This is a genomic window from Syntrophotalea acetylenivorans, from assembly GCF_001887775.1.
GTDB classification, from domain to species: Bacteria; Desulfobacterota; Desulfuromonadia; order Desulfuromonadales; family Syntrophotaleaceae; genus Syntrophotalea_A; species Syntrophotalea_A acetylenivorans.
In genome coordinates, this window is record NZ_CP015519.1 from 2,047,101 (window position 1) to 2,069,527 (window position 22,427).

Genomic DNA, 22,427 nt, shown 5'->3' on the forward strand with positions numbered 1-22,427 from the left:
CATAAAAAAATGCGCTGACGGGTCTCCCCGCCAGCGCACCATATACCTTGGAATACGCGTTCGCAGGTCGACTCCTTTCCAAATACGGGAGGCGCCACCGTTTCCGGGGGCACCCATCGTTCAAGGTGGCTTAGCTATGGCCTTAGCCGGCCTTGAATCGGAGTGGACTTTATGTTAACGGGCTAAAAAACCCTCTTTCATTAAACTTCAAGCTCTCGTTGTATAGCAAAGGGAATAGCGATTGGCAAGTAAAAATGTTGGGATTTGTCAATTTTGTGACAATCGAACGGTTTGGCGCGGTTGTTATATAATTGGAATACGCAGACTGAACTGATGGGGACAGACCATTGACCACAAACGGGGAGGAACGAATGAAGAGAACCATCGCTCACCTGATAATCCTGTTGCTGGGCATGCTATTGCTAACCGTGGGTTGTCAATCGACGCGACCAACCACCAGGCAGCTGCTGCAAGAGGATTATATGCACATGACGGATGCCGAACTGCTTATCTACTACCAACAATTGGTTGAAGGGGTTGAAGAACCACGCTCAGGCGGTGGCGGTTTCGGTTTTGGACTGGGAGTCGGGATCGGCGTAGGCAGCAGTAGCTCGGTGGGCCTTGGAGCCAGCAAGGGGCCGGAGCGGGAATATACAACGGAAGCCCTGCAGCAACGCCGCGACCAGGTTCGCCTGGAACTGGCCCGTCGCGGCCTGGAGCCAACTACTTTATACTGAATTTCTGCAATATTTCGTCCGGGGCCTGGTCGTACCGGGAGAACTCCATGCTGAAAGTACCGCGTCCCTGCGTGGCACTGCGCAGTTCGGTCATATAATCGAACATCTCTGTCAGGGGCACCTGGGCCTGGATGACCTCCATCTCCCCGCGGCTCTCCATACCATCGATGCGACCACGCTTCTGCTGCAGGGAACCGAGGACCTTGCCGGCGCTTTCCCTTGGTACCATCAGTTCCAAGGCCATGATCGGCTCAAGCAGGGTCGGTTGCCCCTGGCGGGCGGCCACTGCCAGCCCCCGCTGGGCGGCTGCCAACAGGCCGGCTTCGGTGGTGGTACTTGCCTCGTAAGGTGCTTCGGCCACCTCAATCCGCAGATCGGTCAGGGGATAGCCCGCCTGAACCCCGGCGGCGCAACCCTGCTCCAGGCTGGCCTCCAAAGCCTGCCGCCACTCCAGGGGCAAGCCGTGCTCTTCTTCTTGCGGCAGAACCACTATCAGGCCTTCTCCCCTGGCAAGCGGCTCCAGACGCAATAGAACTTCGCCGCTTTGTAATTTTCCCTCGGCTTCACGATGAAAAACTTCCCGATGCTCCACAACCTTGCACAGGGTCTCCCGGTAAACAACCTGGGGACGGCCGGTAATGACCTCGACCCCAAACTCCCGGGATAGACGCTGGGTCAGGATATCCAGGTGCAACTGGCCCATGCCGGCCAGAATGAGCTGACCGGTTCCTGCATCCTCCCGAACACGAAAGGTCGGGTCTTCCCATTGAAGTTTTTCCAAAGCGGGCAACAACTTCTCCCGGTCATCGATGCGCTTGGGTTCCACCGCCAGGGAGACAACAGGCTCAGGGACGCTCAAGCCTTCCAGCACCAGCGGTTCCTGTTCAGCACTCAACGTGTCCCCGGTCAAAACATCTTTGAGCCCTACGGCAGAGGCAATATCGCCGGCCCTCGCCGCCTCGATTCGCTCCCGCTTATGCGCATGCATGCGAAACAGGCGGGCTATCTTCTCCTTCTGCCCACGAGCGCCGTTGAACAGCTCTTGTCCGGCATGCACGGTGCCGGAATAAACCCGCAGATAAGTCAGCTTACGCCCGGCATCGGAAAACACTTTAAAGGCCAGAGCGCAGAGGGGCCCGTCAGGGTCACAACTTAAAAACCGCTCTTGCAGGCCGTCCCCTTCCACCAGAGCCCGCACCGGAGGCGCTTCCAGCGGCGAGGGCAAAAAAGCTACGACGGCATCGAGCAGCGGCTGAATCCCCTTGTTGCGCAAAGCCGAACCGAGCAGCACCGGGAACAGCTGACATTCCAATACGCCACGACGCAGGGCCGCCCGTAGACGGGACGAATCGACGGTACGCCCATCGAGAAAATCGTTAAGAATCTGGTCATCGAAATCGGCCGCCGCCTCGATGAGAACTTCGCGGGCTGACCGCACTTCTTCCAGACGTTCGGCGGGTATGGCTTCGGCCGTCACTGTCAGCCCCTGGTCGGCTTCACTGAAAAGCAGGCATTGTTCACCAATCAGGTCGATGACGCCGGCAAAGTCGCCCTCTTCCCCCAGAGGCAGCTGCAGCAAGACGGGGCGGGCGTCAAAACGCTTGACGATCTGCTCCAGCACCCGTCGGTAATCGGCACCGATACGATCCATTTTATTGATCAGGCAAAGACGGGGCACACGATAGCGATCGGCCTGATGCCAGACCGATTCACTTTGCGACTGCACCCCTTCCACCGCACTGAAGACGGTCACGGCACCGTCGAGTACTCGCAGGGAACGTTCGACTTCGATAGTAAAGTCGATATGACCGGGAGTGTCGATGAGGTTGATCCAGCAGTCCCGCCAGCGGCAGCTGGTGGTGGTGGCGGTGATGGTGATACCCCGCTCCTGCTCCTGCTCCATCCAGTCCATGACCGCGGCCCCATCATGCACCTCGCCCATCTTGTGGCTCTTGCCCGTATAGTAGAGGACCCGTTCGGAGACCGTGGTCTTACCGGCATCAATGTGGGAAATAATACCGATATTGCGGATTGCCTGAAGTGGCGGATGGTCCATGGTCGGTCACCTCCAGAGAATGTTTTACGGTACACAAAACCCGTCTATCTCATCATTCTGGTAATGCACTTTCGCTAGGTGCTACTCAACATGCGTTCAGTAATGGTTGTGGCCGGCTTAGCTTGTAGGACCGAACCAGCTAGGCGCAATATGGCTTTTTAGCATCTGTGTTTTCGGGTTTTAAAACCCAGCAAAACATGGGCACCAAGGTCGAAAGAGACTGGAACCGATGACCTCTGCAGCGAACCTTCAAAGAAAAGAGCGTTGCAATGAAACGTCATCGTGAAAGAACGATCTAAGGGTGGTTGCTTCCTCCCTACTTGACTCTCTACTGCCCCACGCAGTGGCAGGCATTTTTTGCTTCCTTTTTGTTGCCGTCTGGACAAAAAGGAAGGCGTCTGGCGGGACGCGACCCGCCAGTTTAGCATTTGACTTTCAAATAATCGGACACCTTAACTCTGCTGCCGTAGCGGCAGGGAAAAGCGTTGACCATCATAGGCAAATTCCACTCCGTCGGGAAGTTTAGCCGTATCCCGGCGATGTGCAACTTCGTGACAGATATGAGTTAAAACGGTGCGCCGGGCACCGAGCCGAGCCGCTACGGAAATTGCTTCATCGATAGTAAAGTGGGTGGGGTGGGCGCGAAAGCGCAGGCCGTCGATGATCAGCAGTTCAAGCTGCTGCAGGCGGGCCATGACCGCTTCGGAAATGCCGTTGCAATCCGTCACATAGGCAAAAGGACCGATACGGTAACCGCAAGAAGTGCCAGGACCGTGCTGCAACGGCAGTGGTTCAACGGGTAGGCCACAAAGCGAAAAATCGCCTTCCAGGTTCCAGGGCACCAGCCGTGGCCGGAACTTGGATGCCACTTCACCGCCAAAAATGTAACGAAAATTACGGCGAATCAGATCCATGGTCGACGGCAAGCCATAAATGGGGATAGCGGTGCCGCCAGAGGTCATATTAAAAGCCCGCAGATCGTCGATGCCGTGCACATGGTCGGCATGGGCGTGGGTGTAGAGCACCGCATCGACATGATCAACCCCCTCGCGCAGGGCCTGTTGGCGAAAGTCGGTGGTGGTGTCGATGACGATTTGCTGACCGCGATAGCTGATCAGGGCACTGCAGCGGGTGCGGCAGTCGTGCGGATCGGTTGAACGACAGACGTCGCAAGAACAGCCGAGCATCGGCACCCCGGTACTGGTACCCGATCCGAGTATGGTAACCTCCATACAGGCTGTTTCCATGCTTCGCTCCCTGGCATTGATAAATGGTATCAACCAGTGCCAAGATAGCATTATCACACGAATTCTGGCAAATAATTATCCGCGGCTAAAACATTGAAACAGGCCTCGTAAGGGGCTACAATGGTGCCTATAAATGCGTTTCCAAATCCACTCCCCTTTTTTAGAGAGGAATGCTTCATGAACATTAACGTCATCCACGGTGCCGCACTGAAACAGGCCACCCCCTGCCTGGTCCTGGGGGTAGCGACCGACCAATTAACTGCACCGTTGTTACAAAAAATAGACAAAGCCCTCGACGGAGCTCTTAGCCGGGCAACCTCCGCCCAGGAATTCTCCGGCGAAGCCCAGCAGACCCTGCTGCTGCATGGCAACCGGCAACTGGCTGCCGAACGAATTCTACTCATCGGTCTCGGCAAGGAAAAAGACATTACCCTGGAAACCCTGCGCAAAGCGGGCGCCACGACAATCAATCAGCTGCGACAAAGACGACTGACGGATTTCAGCTGGATTCCCGCGGACAGCCCCCTGCACGGCCTTGAGGTTGAGGCTATGACCAGCGCCTGGGTCGAGGGACTGATTCTGGCAGACTATCGCTTCGAACAATATCGCAGCCCCGACCCGAAGCGCTCACCTTCCTTACAGCAACTCACGGTACTGACGGAGCGAAAAAAAGAGCAGGCGGCCACAGAAACCGCCGTCCGTCGCGCCGAAAGCCTCTGCCGCGGAGTCATCCTGTCCCGTGACCTGGTCAATGAACCGGGAAACGTTAAATCCCCCATCTTTCTAGCTGAACAAGCGCAAGCCATCGCGGCAGAGGTCGGCCTGGAATGTACGGTGCTGGACCGGCAAGCCCTCGAAAAGGAGGGTTGCGGTGCATTACTCGGTGTGGCCCAGGGAAGCGTTCGCGAACCACGACTGATCGTGCTGCACTATCGGGGCGCCGGCGATGAGCGTCCCGTTGCCCTGGTCGGCAAGGGAGTGGTCTTCGACTCCGGCGGCATCTCCCTCAAGCCGGGCGAGAAAATGGACCAGATGAAAATGGACATGGCCGGAGGCGCGACCGTACTCGGCACGATGCTGGCGGCCGCCCTGCTGAAACTACCGGTTAACCTGGTCGGTATCGTGCCGGCGGTGGAGAATATGCCTTCCGGCAGCGCCATTCGCCCAGGAGATATCCTTACCTCCATGGCCGGCCGCACCATCGAAGTACTCAATACAGATGCCGAAGGCCGGCTTATTTTAGCCGATGCACTAACTTATGCCAAACGCTTCAATCCGCGGGAAGTTATTGATTTAGCGACCTTGACCGGTGCCTGCATCATCGCCCTTGGCCACCATGCGGCGGCTGTTCTAGGTAACCATAACGGCCTGCTGCGTCAGTTGCAGAAAGCCGGCGAAACCAGTGGCGAGCGCTGCTGGCAACTGCCCCTGTGGGATGAATATGCCGAACAGCTGAAAAGCGAAGTTGCCGACCTGAAAAATATCGGCGGCCGACCGGCAGGCACTATTACAGCGGCCGCTTTTCTGCAGCACTTCGCCAAAGACTACCGATGGGCTCACCTGGACATCGCCGGAACGGCCTGGCAGGAAAAAGGCTCGGACTATCGACCGGCCGGCGGCACCGGCTTCGGCGTGCGTTTGCTCATCGAGCACCTGACCCGGAGCCTGGACTAGACCAGCCAAGCTAAGCCAGGAGCTACCGATAGACAGGCGGCGCCTAATCCTTGACATCCTCAGGGCCTGTTGCTAGTTTACACTGTTAGTGAAATTTCTATAGCCCTTGGGCTTTTACTGCAAATTACGCAACAATCCAACTGGATACGGGCCGCTTTTCCATGAAGGTTCTGGTTTCTGACATATTTTCCGCCGAAGGACTGGCGGTGTTTGAAGAAGCCGCTGGCATCGAACTCGATTACCGGCCGGGCATCTCTTCCGAAGAACTGTTGCAGGCGGTGCAAAATGCCGAAGCCCTAGTAGTACGCGGCGGCACCCAGATCACTGCCGAAGTGCTCGATGCAGCACCCTGTTTGCGGGTTGTGGGGCGGGCTGGCATCGGCATCGAAAACCTGGACCTGGAGACGGCCAATCGCAAGGGGGTCATTGTGATGAACACCCCCTTTGGCAGCACCACGACCGCCGCAGAACATTCCATTGCCATGCTGATGGCTCTGAGTCGGCAGATCCCTGAAGCGAACCGTTCGACCAAGGAAGGCCACTGGGAAAACCAGCGCTTTCTCGGTGTGGAAATCAACGGCAAAACCCTCGGAGTCGTCGGCGCCGGCAAAATCGGCAGCCTGGTTATTGAACAGGCCCTGGGTTTAAAGATGCGGGTTATCGTATACGACCCCTACCTGGCCGAAGACGTGATTACCAAAAAGGGTGCGGAAGCCGTTGATTTTGACACCCTGCTCAGGCGCTCCGACTTTATCTCGCTGCATGTTCCACTGACCGCGGAAACAGTCAATCTGTTTGACGAAGAAGCCCTGGCGCGAGTTAAACCAGGCTGCCGCATCATTAATTGCGCTGTCGGCGGCCTGATCGATGAAACCGCCCTGGCCGCCGCCATCGAAAAAAAGCAAGTGGCCGGCGCGGCCTTGGATGCCTTTGCCAATGAGCCTCCCAAGGCCGACAACCCGTTGCTGGCCATGGAACAGGTCATCTGTACCCCACACCTGCGCACAGCCACCGTTGATGCCCAGATCAACGTGACGGTTCAGGTCGCCCGGCAGATTGTCGATTTTCTACAGAAGGGCATCGTCGCCAACGCGCTTAATATGCCCTCGATCAATGCTGAACGGCTCAGCGAAATTCGTCCCTATTTAGACTTGGCTGAGCGTCTTGGTAAATTTCAGGCTCAGCGAGGGATCAAAGGGCTGCAACAAATCACTATTGAATATTCCGGAGGCGTGACTGAACATCCGTCCCGGCCTTTAACCAATGCCCTGCTCAAGGGTTTGCTGGAACCGATTGTCGGCCCTTCAGTCAACCACGTTAACGCCCCCCACTTGGCGCGGGAACGAGGCATCCAGGTCGTGGAACGAAGTTGCGACATGTCCCTGGAATTCGCCAACCTGATTCGGCTGACCGTGGTCGGTAGCGATGGCGAAAGTTCAGTGAGCGGCTCCCTGTTTGGCGACCAGGACTACCGCATCGTCCGGGTCGACGACCACCACGTAGAGGCCGTTCCCGACGGCCATATTCTGGTTATGCACAATCAAGACTGCCCGGGGGTGATCGGCTTCATCGGGCAAGTCTTTGGGGAGTCAGGCATCAACATCGCCATGATGGGCTTATCACGCCGCAAGATTCAGGGCAGGGCCATCTCTTTGATTACCGTGGACAGCAAGATTCCCGAAGAGGTATTACAAAGACTTCGCTCCAACCCACATATCATTTCGGCAGTACAGGTCAATCTCTGATTCGCCGACTCCATCCACACAACCAAATGACTGAAAACACCGCCCCGGGCGGAATCAATTATAAAGGAAGATAAACATTGACCGTTACGCAGCAAACCATTTCGGAAGCCATGCTCCCAAAAGGGGTAAAAGACTTCCTGCCGATTAAGGCGGCTAAAATAGAGCAACTCAAGCAAACCCTGCATGAGGTTTTTCACCGCTGGGCCTTTCGCCCCGTCATTCCGCCTTCACTGGAATTTCTCCACGTCCTGGAAAAAGGCCTGGGAGAAGGGCTGCGGGAAAAGACCTTCCGTTTCGACGACCGTCAAGACGGTAAGCTGGTGGCCTTTTCGCCGGACATTACACCGCAAGTGGCTCGCATTGTTGCCACCCGCATGCAACATGCACCACTGCCTCAGCGCCTCTGCTACAGCGGTCAGGTACTGCGCCACGCCGAACAGCAAGCCGGCAAGGATCGGGAAATTTTTCAGGCCGGCGTCGAACTCATCGGCCTTGACGGCCCAGAGGCCGATGCGGAAATGATCGCCATGGCCGTCGAATGTCTGCAGGCCCTCGGCGCCGAAGAATTTACCATCGATATCGGCCAAGTGGAATTTTTTCGCGGCGTGATGGCCGACCTGCCCCTCTCCCCGGAGCAGGCCCGCCAACTGCAATGCGCCATCGGCCGCAAGGACAATTCCGGCCTGATGGAATTATTGCAGGAGCTGAGCCTAAACGACCGTGAAAAACAAGCCATTCTGGCCCTGCCCCGGCTGTTCGGCGGCAGAGAAGTTCTCGATCGGGCGGAAGAAGCCGTTATCAATGACCGCTCCCGGACGGCCCTGGACAATCTGAAACAAGTATTGGAAGTGCTCGAGGTCTACGGCGTTGAAAAACACATCACCTTTGATCTCGGCGAACTGCGCGGCGTTGATTACCACACCGGCATTACTTTTCAGGGTTTTCTCAGCGGCCTGGGCCAAGCGGTCTGCTCCGGCGGTCGCTACGACAACCTGACCGCCCGCTACGGCCTGCCGGCTCCGGCAACGGGCTTTGCTTTTAACCTGCTGCACCTGCTGAACGCCTTCGACAAACAACTGGAGAAAAGCGCGGCTAAATATGCCGACGTGCTGATCTTCCAGACCGGCAGCAACAAACAACCGGCCCAACTCGCCGCCCAATCCCTGCGCCAGAAAGGCTACTCGGTCGCCCGGGACATCATCGAAAGGCAACTGGAAGACAGCATTCAGTATGCCCACAAAATGAATTACCGCTTTGTCATGGTAGTCGGCGAACCGGATGAAACAGTCCGACTCATCCAACTTGCCGACGACAATGAGCAACAAATACCCTATCGGTCCCTGCTGGCCGAGGGCTTTTGTCTGTAATCAGGAGATTTTAAAGAATATGGCTAATGTAGTGATCGTAGGCTCCCAATGGGGCGATGAAGGTAAAGGCAAGGTCGTTGACATCTACACTGAGCATGCCGACCAGGTAGTCCGCTTTCAGGGCGGCAACAATGCCGGCCACACCTTGGTGGTGGGCGATGAAAAGACCGTTTTGCACCTGATCCCTTCAGGCATCCTGCACAAAGGCAAGCGCTGCCTGATCGGTAATGGCGTAGTCCTTGACCCTCAGGTCTTCCTGCAGGAAATCAAACAATTAAAGCAGAAGGGCTACCTGCAGGACGACTCTCAGCTGGTCATCGACGGCAACGCCCATATCATCATGCCTTACCACAAGGCCATCGATGTCGCCCGGGAAAAAAAGTCGGGCGCGCGCAAAATCGGCACTACCGGGCGCGGCATCGGTCCGACCTACGAGGACAAGATCGGCCGGCGCGGTATTCGGGTCGCCGACCTGGTGAATCCCGAGATCTTTGCCCGCAAGGTTAAAGAGTTTCTGCCGGAGAAAAACTTTCTGCTTGAGCAATACCTCGGCGTCGCCCCCCTCGATGAAACCGCTATCCTCGAAGAGTACAATGCCTACGGCCAAACCCTGGCCAAGTACATGGGCAATATCTCCTTATTGGTCAACAACAGCATTACAGAGGGCCGCAAGGTACTCTTCGAAGGAGCCCAGGGCTGCCTGCTCGACATTGACCACGGCACCTACCCCTACGTGACGTCCTCTTCCACTATTTCAGGTAGCGCCTGCATCGGCGCCGGAGTGGGCCCACGTTTCCTCGACCAGGTGATCGGCATCTCCAAAGCCTATGTCACCCGGGTCGGAGAAGGCCCCTTCCCTACCGAACTACATGATGAAATGGGCCAGAAACTGCGCGAAGCAGGCAACGAATTCGGATCCACCACCGGCCGGCCCCGGCGCTGCGGCTGGTTCGATGCCGTGGCTCTGCGCTATGCAGTGCGCGCCAGCGGCATGACCGGGTTGGCTATTACCAAGATGGACGTACTCAACGAGTTGGAAACCATCAAACTCTGTACCGCCTATGCCTATCGGGGTGAACTGCTGGAAGACTTTCCCAACGACCTCGAAATCCTCAAGGAATGCACCCCGGTCTACGAGGAAGTCGAAGGTTGGCAGAGTGACCTCTGCGACGCAACCAGCTACGAAGAACTGCCGGAAAAAGCCAAGGCGTATTTGAAAAAACTGGAAGAGGTCAGCGGCTGTCCGATCATTCTGGTTTCGGTCGGCCCCCGGCGCGATCAGACCATCCAATTGAGCAACCCTTTTCAGGCCTGAACCGCAGTCAAAGAATTGCGATTTAACAGCCATTCCAGCTAGCATTTGCGGCGTCTGCTGTTAGAATATTCCAAGCCCTGAAAAAATTTAAAAAAAGGGGTTGACTCTTTCGGGCTGATTCAGTATAAATGCATTCCGTTGTGAGCAAGAGCCGCTAGCTCAGTTGGTAGAGCATCTGACTTTTAATCAGATGGTCGTAGGTTCGATCCCTACGCGGCTCACCAGATAAGTCCCTATCGTCTAGCCTGGCCCAGGACACCGCCCTTTCACGGCGGCGACGGGGGTTCGAATCCCCCTGGGGACGCCATAACAGACAGCCCCATTACCCATGGTAATGGGGCTGTTGCTTTTTCTACCCGCCAAACCCAATCACCTTCTTCGAGAGTCCGGTTATGCCAACAGACAACAATCTGGTAGAAATCTTCAGCGATGGTGCCTGTTCGGGAAATCCCGGCCCAGGAGGCTACGGCACCCTGTTACGCGCAGGATCCAAGACCAGGGAACTGTCCGGCTTCGACCCCGACACTACCAACAACCGTATGGAGCTAATTGCTGCCATCGTTGGCCTCGAAGCCCTGAAGCGGCCCTGCCGAGTACGCCTGACCACCGACTCCCAGTATGTCTACAAAGGCATCACCGAATGGATTAACGGCTGGATCAAAAAAGGCTGGAAGAACTCCAAAAAGGATCCCGTCGCCAATCGTGACCTCTGGGAACGACTCCAGGCGGCCTGCGCACCCCATGAAATCGAGTGGTGCTGGGTCCGCGGCCACAACGGCCATCTCGAAAACGAACGCTGCGACGAGCTGGCCCGCAACGCCATCACTTCAGGCCAAAGCTAGTCCAAACCAATCCCCGCCCCTTGGCTATGCCAATATTTTATGCTATTGTTTTAGCCTTACTGGTGTCTTTTCAAAGGCTTGTCCTTGCGACAACCTTTATTGGACGACCCACTGTCGCCGGCAGCGATTCCGGCATTTCATTTCTCGCACTGCAATGAGTTGCCCATGCCTATGGAGGTCCTTCCCATATCGACGGTCACTACCCCGGGTAGTGAATTGATGCCGCCCGCCGAGAGCCTGTTATCTCTCGGTCTGTACGGTGCCATGGCCATCGGGCTGATCGCTTTTTTGCTGATTGCTTGTCGTCTGATCGGCCAGAAAACCCACTCAAAATTCAAGGACCAGCCCTACGAATCGGGAGTTGACCCTACCGGGCCGGCACAACCGGGCCGACCGGTGCCCTTCTATCTCGTTGCCATCTTTTTCATCGTCTTTGATGTGGAGGTGGTCTTTATCTCTTCCTGGGCGGTGGCCTACGACCTGCTCGGCTGGAGCGGTTTTCTACAAATCCTGTTCTTTATCGTCATCCTCTTCCTTGGCCTGGTATACCTGTGGGCTGAAGGAGCCCTTGACTGGAGCCCATCCCGGCAACGACGTAGCGTCACCAAGGAGGGCCGATGAGCGGCGAGCTGCCTGACAATATTCTTCTGACCACTCTCGACGACGCCATCAACTGGGGCCGCAAAAACAGTCTCTGGCCAATGTTTTTCGGCCTGTCCTGCTGTTTCGTTGAGATGATGACCAGCATGACGCCCCGCTTCGACCTGGCCCGCTTCGGTGCCGAAGTCATGCGCGGTTCGCCCCGCGAAGCGGACCTGATGGTTATCGCTGGTACCCCCTTTAAGAAGATGGCTCCGGCCATCCTGCGTGTTTACGAGCAGATGGCCAACCCCAAATGGGTCATCGCCATGGGCAGCTGCGCCAATTCCGGCGGCATGTACGACGTCTACAGCGTTATGCAGGGCATTAACCAGATTCTGCCGGTCGATGTTTATATTCCCGGCTGTCCACCCCGTCCGGAGGCTTTTCTTCAGGGGCTGCAGCTGCTGCAGGACAAGATTGCCCGAAACGAGCGACCGGCCCGGCCGGTTCTCGGCCTGCAAGGTGGCAGCGAGGGCACCACTGCGCCGATCTTTGTTGACGGCCTGAGCAAGAGCCGTGATCCAAGGGGACCGGGCTACGGCAACAGCCCGCTGCGGGGCAGCTCCATGCAGCAACCGGCTTTCTGGGGACAGCGCAGCGACAACATGTGGCGCCCGGAGCAGCCAAAAGTCAGCTTTCCCGAGGGCAGCGACAATCTTCAAGAGCAGCTGACGAAACGCTTCGGCGAACAGGTACTGATCGATGATCAGGCCAAGGACATGCCGACCCTGCAGGTGTCCGCCGAGCATGCTCCCGAACTGCTGCGCTATTTAAAGCATGAAGCGCCGCAACCCTATCAACGCCTGGAAGACCTGACCGCCGTCGACGAGAGCGCCAGAGCCAAGCGACCTGAACATGACTATACCCTGACCTACCATCTGTTGTCTTTTGACCAACCCGGTTATCTACGGGTCAAGGTGCCGCTGACGGGAGAGGAGCCTGAAGCCCCCTCCATCACCGAATTGTGGCCGGTGGCCGACTGGTACGAGCGGGAAGCCTACGATATGTTCGGCATCCGATTTAACGGCCATCCCAACCTGCGCCGCATCCTCATGCCGGACAACTGGTCGGGTCATCCCCTGCGCAAGGATCAGCCCTTTCGCGCCACAGAGATGGCCCCCTTCACGCGCGAAGATATCGCCGCTATTGAACCGCGCCCGGCTGAGGACTACTTCAAAGGCCGACTGCTCGCCGACGGCGAGCAGACCATGCTCCTCAACCTGGGACCGCAACATCCCGGCACTCATGGCGTTTTACGGCTGATTCTTAAGTTGGCCGGTGAAGAGGTGGTCGACCTCGATGCCGATCTTGGCTACCACCACCGCGGTGCCGAAAAGATTGCTGAACGCCAGCACTGGGCCCAGTTTATCCCCTATACCGACCGCATCGACTACCTGGCCGGCTCCCTCAACAATCTGGCCTATCTGCACAGCGTCGAAACCATGCTTGGCATCGAGGTACCGCCCCGTGCCCGCTACGTGCGCATTCTGTTGAGCGAACTGTTCCGCATTTCCAGTCATCTGGTGTGGCTCGGCTCTTTTGCCCACGATGTAGGCGCCATGACTCCAGTGTTCTACGCCTTCGAAATTCGTGAGCGGATTTTCGATATCGTCGAACTGATCACCGGCGGCCGCATGCACCCGGCCTGGTTCCGCATCGGTGGCCTGCCCGCCGACCTGCCCGATGGCTGGCAAGCCACGGTGGCTACCTTCAGCACCGACTTCCACAAACATATCGATGAATTCGACCGTCTCCTCAGCGACGGGCCGATCTTCCGCGCCCGAACCGAAGGAGTCGGTGTCATCAGTCGCGAAGACGCCAAGGACTGGGGCTTCACCGGCCCCAACCTACGGGCCACGGGACTTGCCTGGGATCTGCGCCAGACCATGCCCTACGGTGGTTATGAAGATTTCGACTTCGATATCGCCACCGCCGAGGGCGGCGACTGCTACGCCCGCTACCGGGTGCGCCTTGAAGAGTTACGCCAAAGCCTGAAAATCGTTCGTCAGGCTGTTGAACGGATGCCCGGAGGGCGTTGGATGAACGATTCCTACCGCCACTCCTATCCCCAACGGGAGGACGGTCTAAAGGATATCGACAGCTTGATTCACCACTTTGTTAATGTCTCGCGGGGTCCGACCCCGCCGGTCGGGGAATGCTACCGCGCTGTCGAATCGAGTAAAGGCGAATGCGGCTACTATGCGGTCAGCGACGGTACCAGCATCCCCTACCGGATGCGTATTCGCACCCCGTCCTTTGCCCACATTCAGGCCATGCCCCTGCTCAGCCGCGGAAGCCTGATTTCCGATTTGATCACCAACCTCGGCTCGGTCGATTTTGTACTGGCCGATTTGGACCGCTGATATGTCAGAGCTACTGTCTCCTGAAGAAATTACCGAGCTGAAACGGCAGATCGCTGCCGTACACGAACCCCGCGAACTGATTGTCGAGGTTCTGCAAGCCGTGCAAAAACAGAACGGTTGGGTGTCCGACGCGGGCATTGAACTTGCCGCCGAACTGCTCGGCTTGTCGCCTTTGCAGGTCGACGAGGTTGCAACCTTCTACGATAAAATCTACCGTTCCCCGGTGGGGAGCAAGGTTATCCACGTCTGCGACTCCATCTGCTGCTGGACCCGCGGAGCAGAAATGGTTTATGGCCACCTGCAACAGGCTCTCGATATCGCTCCCGGTGAAACCACCAGCGACGGCATCTTCACCCTGCTGCCGACCTGCTGCCTTGGCGCCTGCGGAAATGCGCCCTCTATGCGTATCGGTGACCGCCTGTACAGCTCGCTGACCATAGAACGAATCGATGCCATTCTGGACGAAGAACGTCAGGAGGCCCTGAAATGAGCCAACTGCTCTTCAAAAACCGCCGTCCCGACCACACGGTACTGCTCGATGAATATCGACAGAACGGTGGCTACCAAGGCCTGGAAAAAGCTTTACGTGAAATGCAGCCGGCCCAGATCCGCGACGAAGTCAAGGCGTCAGGACTGCGCGGCCGGGGCGGGGCCGGTTTCTCCACCGGCCTGAAATGGTCATTTTTCCCCTTCGATGCCGAAGGTGACAAATATCTGGTCTGCAACGGCGACGAAATGGAGCCGGGTACCTTCAAGGACCGCCAACTCCTTGAAGCCGACCCCCATCAACTCGTTGAGGGCATGGCTCTCTCCGCCTACGCCCTCAACATCAACACTGGCTATATTTTTCTGCGCTACGCCTACAATCAGTGCTACACCAACCTGCTACAAGCCATTGCCGATGCTAAACAGGCTGGATTGCTCGGCCGTAACATCCTCGGCAGCGAGTTTTCTTTTGAACTGCACGTCCACCGTAGCGCCGGTCGTTACATTTGCGGCGAAGAGACCGCCCTCCTCAACGGCCTGGAAGGCAAGCGGCCCAATCCCCGCTCTAAACCGCCTTTTCCGGCCATTAAGGGGCTATTCGCCAAACCAACGGTTCTCAACAACATCGAAACCCTGGCTAATATCCCGCATATTATAAACGGCGGGGCCCAGTGGTTTTCCGACTTGGCTCTCACCGAAGAAGGCGCCGGCACCAAGCTCTACGGCCTGGCGGGCCATCTCAATAACCCCGGCTGCGTTGAACTGCCCATGGGGATAACCCTCGGTGAATTGGTTGAAGAGCATGGTGGAGGCGTCTGGTTGGGGCGCAAGTTCAAAGCCTGTCTCCCCGGTGGAGCTTCGACCCCTTATCTGACTGCGGACCATTTCGATGTGGCCATGGACTACAATCCCTTGGAGGCCGTTAAGACCCGTCTCGGCACCGGCGGCCTGGTCGTTTTCGATGACCAGACCTGCATGGTGGCAGCAACCCTTAATTTAATGCGCTTCTTCGCCCGGGAGAGCTGCGGCTGGTGCACCCCCTGCCGGGACGGCCTGCCCATGGTCTGCTGGGTGTTGGAAAAAATCGAAAGCGGCCAAGGTACTGTCGACGATGTAACGATGCTGAAGGAGTTGCTAGGTCACATCAACGGCCGTTCCTTCTGCGCATTGGCCCTTGGCGCCATGGGTCCGGTGGACGGCTTGCTGCGACTTTTTGAGGAAGAAGTGCTCGACCACGTTAAAAAAGGTCGCTGTCCCTTGCAGAAGAGCTGAAAAGAGCGAATAAGCAAGAGCAAATGGATTTTTGATTGAACTTCTTGCCTGCCCCCACGGCATTGAAAGGAATGCGGCTGCCATGCCGACTCTGATTATCGACAACCAGAGCGTGACCGTGCCGGAAGGGACCAACGTCCTGGAGGCTGCCCAACAGCTCGGCATCGTTGTGCCCCACTTCTGTTACCACGAGGCCCTTGGCGCCGTCGGCGCCTGCCGGCTGTGTGCCATGCTGTTTATTGACGGCCCTGTCAAGGGTATTCAAATGGCCTGCATGGTCCCGGCAAAAGACGACATGGTGGTATCTACCGAGGCCCCCGAGGCGATCGCTTATCGAGGCCAAGTCATCGAATGGTTGATGCTCAACCATCCCCATGACTGTCCCGTCTGTGACGAGGGCGGTGAATGCCAGCTACAGGACATGACCATCGCCAGCGGACACAGTGTCCGGCGTTATACCGGCAAAAAACGCACCTACCAGAACCAGGATCTGGGATCTTTTATCTCCCACGAGATGAATCGCTGCATTCAATGCTACCGTTGCGTACGCACTTATCAGGATTACTGCGGCGGCACCGACTACGGCGTTCTCGGGTCCAACCAACGCCTCTATTTCGGCCGCTTTCAGGACGGCCCGCTGGAGAGCCCCTTTGCCGGTAACCTGGTGGACGTCTGCCCGACGGGAGTGTTGACCAATAAACCCTACCGCTTTACATCCCGCTTCTGGGATTTGCAGGAAGCCCCCTCGGTTTGCCCTCACTGTTCCCTCGGCTGCGCAACGATACCCGGTGCCAGGTTTCGGGAATTGCAGCGAATCCGCTCCGGCAACAACCCTGAAGTCAACGGCTGCTTCATTTGCGACCGGGGACGCTTCGGCTACGACTACGTCAACCACCCGGATCGCCCACGGACCCCCCTGTTGCACGGTGAAGAACTACCGTGGAACGAAGCCATTGAGACCCTGCTGCAGCGCCTGAGAGAACTGATCGATCGTCACGGTCGCGACTCTGTCGCTCTGCTCGGTTCCGGCCGTTCCAGCCTGGAAGCCAATTATCTATTAGGTTGCCTGAGCAAGCAACTCGGGTGCACCGCCCCGGTTTACGGCAGTCACGCCGGCCGCGACCGGGCCGCCCGCGCCGCCGCTGACCTGCCCGTTGAGTTGAGTGCCAGTCTCGCCGATGTACGCAACAGCGACCTGTTGGTGCTGACGGGGGCTGACCCGCTGGCCGAAGGCCCCATGCTCGCAGTGGCCATTCGTCAGGCGGTTCGCAATGGTGGCCGGGTAATGATCTGCGATCCACGGCCGGTTGAACTGCCCTGCAGCGCAGAATATCTGCCCTGCCAGCCGCAAGAGCTTCCCCAGTTGCTCAGCGTCCTGTCTCAGGGCGGAGCCCTGCCGGATAAATTTCAGCCCCTGGCAGAGGCCTTGCAGCAGGCCCAGCGTCCCGTATTAATTGGCGCAAGCGATCTGCTCGGCGCCACGGGCAACACCGCCCTGTTGGCTGCAGCGCAAACAATGAACAGCACGGAACGTCCCTGCCGGGCCATGGTTCTGCTGCCGGAAGCCAACAGCTTTGGCGCCGCCCTGCTGGCCGCCGACGGCCCGGATTTTGAGCAACTGCTCGAAGGCATGGCTTCGGGCCGGATCAAGGCCCTGCTCTGTCTGGAGGCCGACCCCCTGGCCGATTGCCCCGATCGACAGCTTTTGCTGCAAGGCCTGGAAAAACTCGATTTCTTAGCAGTCCTCGACCATTTGCCCAGCCTCACCGCGGAAAAGGCCGATCTGCTGCTGCCCACTACAGCTCTGTCCGAAGGGACCGGCACCCTGATCAACAACGAAGGTCGCATGCAGACCTTCACCAAGGTCTTTAACCCCGGCGAGCCTTTGCGCATCAGCAGCCAGGGAAGTCATCCGCCTCGTAGTTTTTCATCGGTCACTCCCGGCGCCTTGCCCTGCCAGGCCTGGGCGATACTGGCCGAACTCTGCGACCTGCCGGTTGATCTCACTAAGATTCGACGGAAACTGGCAGCATCGGAATCGCGACTGGCCGAACTACCGAATCTACTGGCTGAGGGACCTGGACAACGGATTCAAACCGGAGGCAAGACGCTGCCCCAGCTGCCCTCGGTGGCTACCGACCAGGTCGATTCCCTGCAGCTGTTGGTTTGCGAAACATTATACGGCTCCGAATCCTTGAGCGCTCTTTCGGCGCCCCTTGATCCGGTCCGTTCGCAACCTTATCTGCTGCTTCACCAGCTTGACGCAACCAGGCTTGGCATCGCCAACGATGACCTGGTTCTCCTTAGCGCCGGCGACGCGCAGCTGACCCTGCCGGCCCGGCTCAGCGACCGTATGGCCGCAGGCATAATCATCGTGCCGCACCTGCGCAACACCGAACTGGATATTTTTTATCCCGGCCGACAGCCACTGCCCTGCAGGGTAGAGAAAGTGAGCGCGCCATGACCGATCTCCTGCTCACCGGGCTGTTGATACTGATCAAGCTCGGCATGGTCCTCGCCGTTCTGCTGACTATGGCCGCCTACCTGGTGCTGGCCGAGCGTAAAATTCTGGCACGCATGCAACGTCGCTACGGCCCCAACCGGGTCGGCTTCGGCGGCATGATGCAGCCCTTGGCGGACCTGATCAAACTACTCACCAAAGAAGACTTTTTGCCGGCCCAAGCCGATAAATGGCTCTTTCTGCTGGCGCCGGGCCTGGCCGCGGTGACTGCCCTGCTGGCCTTTGCCGTGGTGCCCTTTGGGCCCCCGCTGGAACTGTTCGGCCGCCAAATTCCGATGGTGGTCTGCGACCTCAATGTCGGTATCCTCTACTTTTTTGGTCTCTCTTCTCTGGCGGTCTATGGCGTCGCCCTCGGCGGCTGGGCCTCGGGTTCTAAATATTCCCTGCTCGGCGCTCTGCGTGCCATGGGTCAGATGCTCTCCTACGAATTGGCCATGGGCCTATCCATCATACCCGTGATTCTCATGGCCCGGTCCTTCTCCCTGACGGAGATCGTGGAGGCGCAAGCATCGCTGCCCTTTGCCTTAACCAACCCGCTGGCGTTCGGCATCTTCTTCATCGCTGCTCTGGCCGAATCGAAGCGTACCCCCTTCGACCTGCCTGAGGCTGAGAACGAACTGGTGGCCGGCTTTCATACCGAGTATTCGGGCATGCGCTTCGGCCTATTCTTCGTAGGGGAATACATCAATATGGTGGTACTCGGCGCCATCGTTACCAGTCTTTTTCTCGGTGGCTGGCACGGTCCGCTGTTGCCGCCCATCGTCTGGTTTTTCGGCAAAGTGCTAGCCGTAGCCTTCACCTTCATCTGGATTCGCGGCACCATGCCGCGTTTGCGCTACGACCAACTGATGGCCTTCGGCTGGAAAGCCCTGGTGCCCCTGGCCCTGGTCAATTTGCTGGCCACCGGCGGCATACTTCTCTGGCTTGGAGGTGCATCATGAACCTTTGGCGAAACATCAAAGGCACCTTCCAACCCTTCTGGGTCACCTTACGCTATCTGTTTAAGCGGCCGGTGACGATCTCCTATCCGGAGCAGAAACGCACCCCGCCGCCCCGCTACCGTGCGCGAATGATCCTCACCCGCGATCCGGAAGGTGAAGAGCGCTGTGTGGCCTGCCATCTGTGCAGCGCCGCCTGTCCCGTCGACTGCATCTCCATGCAGGCAGCCGAACGGGAAAACGGACGACGCCATGCAGCCTGGTTTCGCATCAACTTCGCCCGCTGTATCTATTGCGGTCTTTGTGCCGAAGCTTGTCCGACATTAGCAATCCAGATGAGCCCCGAGTACGAACTGAGCAATCGCGATCCCCTGAAACTGGTCTGGGAAAAAGAGGATCTGCTCGTCGATCACGGCGGCAAGGATCCCGACTACAACTTTTACCACCACAGCGGAATCGGCGTTGTCGCCCCCCGCGGCGGTAATGACGACGAACTTCCACCGGTCAACATCAAAACCAACTTGCCCTGAGCGAGGAAGCAACTATGGCAAGCTTACTTTTTTATTTACTGGCTGCGACAGCCCTGCTGGCTACCTTGCTCTGCATCACCCGCAGAAGCCCGGTACATGCTGTCATCTTCCTCATCAATGCCTTCTTTGCCCTGGCGCTGATGTTTTACCTGCTCGGCGCGCCTCTCATTGCCGCCTGGGAGGTGATCGTCTATGCCGGCGCGATCATGGTGTTGTTTCTGTTTGTTATTATGACTCTGGAGCTCAGCCCCGGATCGCAGAGACCGGCACTTAATCGCCGTCAGGTGGCACCGGCACTGTTATTGTTTTTACTGCTGCTGGTCTCCGCTGGCCTGATTCTTACTATTGACCCGGCAGGCCAGGCCGGGGTGCCGCTTTACTATGCGTCACCGCGCAGTTTCGGCGCCGCCCTGTTCAGCCGCTACGGCCTGGCGGTTAAAATCGTTTCTTTCCAGTTGCTCTTTGCGACCACCGGCGCCTACTATCTCGGCCGGCGCCGTAAAGTCCGACAAGGGGAGGAGTCGTCATGATCGTACCCTTAAACCACATTTTACTGGTCGCTGCGGCACTCTTTTTCATGGGCCTGTCCTGCACCTTGATGCGGCGCAATCTGGTTATGATTCTTATCGGCGTGGAAATTATGTTAAATGCTGCCGGCCTGGTATTGGTCGCAGGTTCAGCCTTCTGGCAACAACTGGACGGTCAATTGATGGTCATGTTGATCATGGGCGTGACCGCCGCCGAAGTGGCTGTCGCCCTGGCTATGGTGGTCTATCTGCACAGCCGCACTGGCTCTATCGACGTCAACACCTTCAAGGATCTACAGGGATGAGCGACGCGCTGATTGGTCTTATCGTACTGCTGCCCCTCTGTGGGGCCGGCCTGATCATACTCGGCGGCCGTTGCTGGCCAAGACGAGTTACCGAACTGCTGGCGGTACTGGCAGTGGCCTCTGCGACTATGGCCAGCGCCCTGGCCTGGCCTCTGGCGAGTGGCGACGGCACCACTCTGGAACTTTTCAATTGGCTGCAAAGCGGGTCGTTACAAATTTCTGTCGCTTTCCATTTTGATCGGCTCGCGGCCTGCATGTGTCTCATGGTGACCGGCGTAGCCACCCTTATCCACATCTACGCTATCGCTTATCTGCACAACGAACCGGCGGTCAGCCGTTTCTTTGCGCTGCTCAACCTGTTCGTCTTTGCCATGCTGACCCTGTTGCTGGCTGACAATCTCTTGCTGTTGCTGCTTGGCTGGGAAGGGGTCGGGTTCTGTTCCTACGCCCTGATCGGCTACTGGTATCAGAAAGACGCCAATGCCAGCGCCGGCCGCAAGGCATTTCTGGTAACCCGCAGTGCCGACCTGTTTTTGCTGGTTGCCATCCTCTGGCTGTTTCAGTTGACCGGCACTCTGAATATGGCGGCAATTAACGCTCAGGCTTCGACCCTGCCGATGGCTACCGTTACCGCTCTTGGCCTGCTGCTGCTGGCCGGAGCCTGCGGCAAGTCGGCTCAGCTGCCCTTCATGACCTGGCTGCCCGATGCCATGGCCGGACCGACTCCGGTTTCCGCCCTGATCCATGCGGCAACCATGGTTACAGCGGGCGTTTATCTGCTCTGTCGGCTCTTTCCCCTGCTTAGCCTGTCAGCAACAGCCATGACTGCGGTAGCCACCGTCGGCGCTATTACCGCCCTGTACGGTGCCGCCTGCGCTCTTGCCCAGAGGGATCTGAAACGGTTATTAGCCTACTCAACCATGAGCCAGGTCGGCTATATGTTTCTTGCGGTGGGAGCCGGTACGGTCAGCGGCGCCCTGTTTCACCTGCTGGTTCACGCTTTCTTCAAGGCTCTATTGTTTATGGCGGCCGGCTGTGTCATTCACCTGGCGGGAGGCGAGCAGAAACTCGCCTACCTGCAAGGAGTGGCAAGGCGTTACCCCCTGCTGCTATGGCCCCTGCTCGCTGGCGGACTGTGCCTTGCCGGCGTGCCTTTAACCGGCGGTTTTTTTTCCAAGGATGCCATTTTGATGGCCACCTTCATGGCCGGCGGAAAATACTATCTGTTACTCGGTGGCTTGGGATTACTGGCAGCACTGCTCACCGCCCTGTACAGTTTTCGACTGCTTTATGTGTTGTGCGGAAGCCGCCAACCTGCTGCCGTCTCCCACACGCTACCGATCAGCATGCTCTGGCCACTCCTGCCCCTGGCCCTGCTTGGTCTTGGCGGCGGCCTGCTCAATCTTCCGCCCATGTGGGGAGGAAACTTGCGCCTGCAACACCTTTTAGAAACCATCGACACCAGCGTACATCCCCACCTGAGCGCAGAACTTATTTTGGCCGCTACGGCAGCATTGCTGGTGCTTACCGCCTGGCTGTGGAGCCGTTATCGGTACTGGCAAAGCCCCGCCTTGCGCCCGGCCGGCCGAGGGGAAGCATTTTTCTTGCGAGGCGGCGATGCGGACCGTTGGCAGGAAGAGCTGCTGCAGCGACCTTTCCGCACCCTGGCTACAGGCTGGCGCCAATTCGACGAAGAATTCCTCGGCGGCCTTTACCGCGGAGCGGCCCTTCTGTGCCTGCAGAGCGGCCAGCAACTGCGTCGACTGACCAGCGGCCAATTGCCCCATTACCTGGCCGCCATGGCCCTGGGCCTTTGCGCCCTGTTCGGCTGGCTGCTGTTGCAGCTGCTGCAACCTTAAA

The 22,427-nt window shown here is 57.8% G+C and carries 18 protein-coding genes, 2 tRNA genes and 1 riboswitch; of the genes, 18 read left to right on the plus strand and 2 right to left on the minus strand.

The annotated features are described in order from the left end of the window. Positions 1–55 precede the first annotated feature (55 nt). A riboswitch (molybdenum cofactor riboswitch) is annotated at positions 56–175 on the minus strand. Positions 176–371: 196 nt separating this feature from the next. Next, positions 372–737, plus strand: a complete 366-nt coding sequence (locus tag A7E78_RS09360) for a hypothetical protein (protein WP_072283968.1) — start codon at positions 372–374, stop codon at positions 735–737. On the opposite strand, the gene fusA is transcribed toward A7E78_RS09360, so the two are convergent. After that, complete coding sequence (gene fusA / locus A7E78_RS09365; protein WP_072283969.1) at positions 724–2,793, minus strand: elongation factor G; 2,070 nt, start codon at positions 2,791–2,793, stop codon at positions 724–726. The genes A7E78_RS09360 and fusA overlap by 14 nt on opposite strands. 452 nt (positions 2,794–3,245) lie before the next feature. Then, positions 3,246–4,040 carry a GPMC system MBL fold metallohydrolase gene (locus tag A7E78_RS09370; protein ID WP_335743798.1) on the minus strand — a complete coding sequence of 265 codons (795 nt, stop codon included), beginning with the start codon at positions 4,038–4,040 and terminating at the stop codon, positions 3,246–3,248. A gap of 177 nt (positions 4,041–4,217) precedes the next feature. Between A7E78_RS09370 and A7E78_RS09375 the strand changes: the two genes are divergently transcribed. From A7E78_RS09375 to nuoL, 17 genes are all read left to right on the plus strand, one after another. Beyond that, a complete protein-coding gene (locus A7E78_RS09375; protein WP_072283970.1) occupies positions 4,218–5,714 on the plus strand; it encodes a leucyl aminopeptidase in 1,497 nt (498 codons plus the stop codon). 161 nt (positions 5,715–5,875) lie between these two features. Continuing rightward, positions 5,876–7,459, plus strand: coding sequence for a phosphoglycerate dehydrogenase (serA, locus tag A7E78_RS09380; RefSeq protein WP_072283971.1), 1,584 nt, complete (start codon positions 5,876–5,878; stop codon positions 7,457–7,459). A gap of 77 nt (positions 7,460–7,536) precedes the next feature. Continuing rightward, entirely contained in the window at positions 7,537–8,826 is a 1,290-nt protein-coding gene (locus A7E78_RS09385) for an ATP phosphoribosyltransferase regulatory subunit (protein ID WP_235606722.1), read from the plus strand. Between the two features lie 19 nt (positions 8,827–8,845). After that, positions 8,846–10,141, plus strand: a complete 1,296-nt coding sequence (locus A7E78_RS09390; RefSeq protein ID WP_072283972.1) for an adenylosuccinate synthase — start codon at positions 8,846–8,848, stop codon at positions 10,139–10,141. A 148-nt stretch (positions 10,142–10,289) separates the two neighbouring features. Further along, positions 10,290–10,365, plus strand: a tRNA-Lys gene (locus tag A7E78_RS09395). Positions 10,366–10,370: 5 nt separating this feature from the next. Further along, positions 10,371–10,448 (plus strand) — tRNA-Glu (locus A7E78_RS09400). 85 nt (positions 10,449–10,533) lie between these two features. Continuing rightward, positions 10,534–10,983, plus strand: a complete 450-nt coding sequence (rnhA, locus tag A7E78_RS09405; RefSeq protein WP_072283973.1) for a ribonuclease HI — start codon at positions 10,534–10,536, stop codon at positions 10,981–10,983. A 186-nt stretch (positions 10,984–11,169) separates the two neighbouring features. Next, positions 11,170–11,604, plus strand: a complete 435-nt coding sequence (locus A7E78_RS09410; RefSeq protein ID WP_418361396.1) for an NADH-quinone oxidoreductase subunit A — start codon at positions 11,170–11,172, stop codon at positions 11,602–11,604. After that, positions 11,601–13,988: an NADH-quinone oxidoreductase subunit B/C/D gene (locus A7E78_RS09415; RefSeq protein WP_072283974.1), complete on the plus strand. Its 2,388-nt coding sequence runs from the start codon at positions 11,601–11,603 to the stop codon at positions 13,986–13,988. The genes A7E78_RS09410 and A7E78_RS09415 overlap by 4 nt, the downstream gene beginning before the upstream one ends. A gap of 1 nt (position 13,989) precedes the next feature. Continuing rightward, positions 13,990–14,478, plus strand: coding sequence for an NADH-quinone oxidoreductase subunit NuoE (nuoE, locus tag A7E78_RS09420; protein WP_072283975.1), 489 nt, complete (start codon positions 13,990–13,992; stop codon positions 14,476–14,478). Beyond that, positions 14,475–15,746 (plus strand): NADH-quinone oxidoreductase subunit NuoF, encoded by a 1,272-nt coding sequence (nuoF, locus tag A7E78_RS09425; RefSeq protein ID WP_072283976.1) that lies wholly within the window; start codon positions 14,475–14,477, stop codon positions 15,744–15,746. Before nuoE ends, nuoF begins: the two co-directional genes overlap by 4 nt. Positions 15,747–15,777: 31 nt before the next feature. Continuing rightward, entirely contained in the window at positions 15,778–18,210 is a 2,433-nt protein-coding gene (gene nuoG / locus A7E78_RS09430; protein ID WP_145924877.1) for an NADH-quinone oxidoreductase subunit NuoG, read from the plus strand. Continuing rightward, positions 18,207–19,208, plus strand: a complete 1,002-nt coding sequence (nuoH, locus tag A7E78_RS09435) for an NADH-quinone oxidoreductase subunit NuoH (protein WP_072283978.1) — start codon at positions 18,207–18,209, stop codon at positions 19,206–19,208. Before nuoG ends, nuoH begins: the two co-directional genes overlap by 4 nt. Then, on the plus strand, positions 19,205–19,735 hold the full coding sequence (nuoI, locus tag A7E78_RS09440; RefSeq protein WP_072283979.1) for an NADH-quinone oxidoreductase subunit NuoI: 531 nt from the start codon (positions 19,205–19,207) through the stop codon (positions 19,733–19,735). Before nuoH ends, nuoI begins: the two co-directional genes overlap by 4 nt. A gap of 14 nt (positions 19,736–19,749) precedes the next feature. Continuing rightward, entirely contained in the window at positions 19,750–20,265 is a 516-nt protein-coding gene (locus A7E78_RS09445) for an NADH-quinone oxidoreductase subunit J family protein (RefSeq protein WP_072283980.1), read from the plus strand. Then, positions 20,262–20,567 (plus strand): NADH-quinone oxidoreductase subunit NuoK, encoded by a 306-nt coding sequence (gene nuoK / locus A7E78_RS09450; protein ID WP_072283981.1) that lies wholly within the window; start codon positions 20,262–20,264, stop codon positions 20,565–20,567. The genes A7E78_RS09445 and nuoK overlap by 4 nt, the downstream gene beginning before the upstream one ends. Continuing rightward, on the plus strand, positions 20,564–22,426 hold the full coding sequence (gene nuoL / locus A7E78_RS09455) for an NADH-quinone oxidoreductase subunit L (protein ID WP_072283982.1): 1,863 nt from the start codon (positions 20,564–20,566) through the stop codon (positions 22,424–22,426). Before nuoK ends, nuoL begins: the two co-directional genes overlap by 4 nt. Position 22,427: the final 1 nt, after the last annotated feature.

What these genes read in the sequence shown, in the direction of transcription:
- A7E78_RS09360 (WP_072283968.1), top strand. Translation starts at nt 372, where the DNA reads ATGAAGAGAACCATCGCTCACCTGATAATCCTGTTGCTGGGCATGCTA.
- fusA (WP_072283969.1), bottom strand. Translation starts at nt 2,793, where the DNA reads ATGGACCATCCGCCACTTCAGGCAATCCGCAATATCGGTATTATTTCC.
- A7E78_RS09370 (WP_335743798.1), bottom strand. Translation starts at nt 4,040, where the DNA reads ATGGAAACAGCCTGTATGGAGGTTACCATACTCGGATCGGGTACCAGT.
- A7E78_RS09375 (WP_072283970.1), top strand. Translation starts at nt 4,218, where the DNA reads ATGAACATTAACGTCATCCACGGTGCCGCACTGAAACAGGCCACCCCC.
- serA (WP_072283971.1), top strand. Translation starts at nt 5,876, where the DNA reads ATGAAGGTTCTGGTTTCTGACATATTTTCCGCCGAAGGACTGGCGGTG.
- A7E78_RS09390 (WP_072283972.1), top strand. Translation starts at nt 8,846, where the DNA reads ATGGCTAATGTAGTGATCGTAGGCTCCCAATGGGGCGATGAAGGTAAA.
- rnhA (WP_072283973.1), top strand. Translation starts at nt 10,534, where the DNA reads ATGCCAACAGACAACAATCTGGTAGAAATCTTCAGCGATGGTGCCTGT.
- A7E78_RS09415 (WP_072283974.1), top strand. Translation starts at nt 11,601, where the DNA reads ATGAGCGGCGAGCTGCCTGACAATATTCTTCTGACCACTCTCGACGAC.
- nuoE (WP_072283975.1), top strand. Translation starts at nt 13,990, where the DNA reads ATGTCAGAGCTACTGTCTCCTGAAGAAATTACCGAGCTGAAACGGCAG.
- nuoF (WP_072283976.1), top strand. Translation starts at nt 14,475, where the DNA reads ATGAGCCAACTGCTCTTCAAAAACCGCCGTCCCGACCACACGGTACTG.
- nuoH (WP_072283978.1), top strand. Translation starts at nt 18,207, where the DNA reads ATGACCGATCTCCTGCTCACCGGGCTGTTGATACTGATCAAGCTCGGC.
- nuoI (WP_072283979.1), top strand. Translation starts at nt 19,205, where the DNA reads ATGAACCTTTGGCGAAACATCAAAGGCACCTTCCAACCCTTCTGGGTC.
- A7E78_RS09445 (WP_072283980.1), top strand. Translation starts at nt 19,750, where the DNA reads ATGGCAAGCTTACTTTTTTATTTACTGGCTGCGACAGCCCTGCTGGCT.
- nuoK (WP_072283981.1), top strand. Translation starts at nt 20,262, where the DNA reads ATGATCGTACCCTTAAACCACATTTTACTGGTCGCTGCGGCACTCTTT.
- nuoL (WP_072283982.1), top strand. Translation starts at nt 20,564, where the DNA reads ATGAGCGACGCGCTGATTGGTCTTATCGTACTGCTGCCCCTCTGTGGG.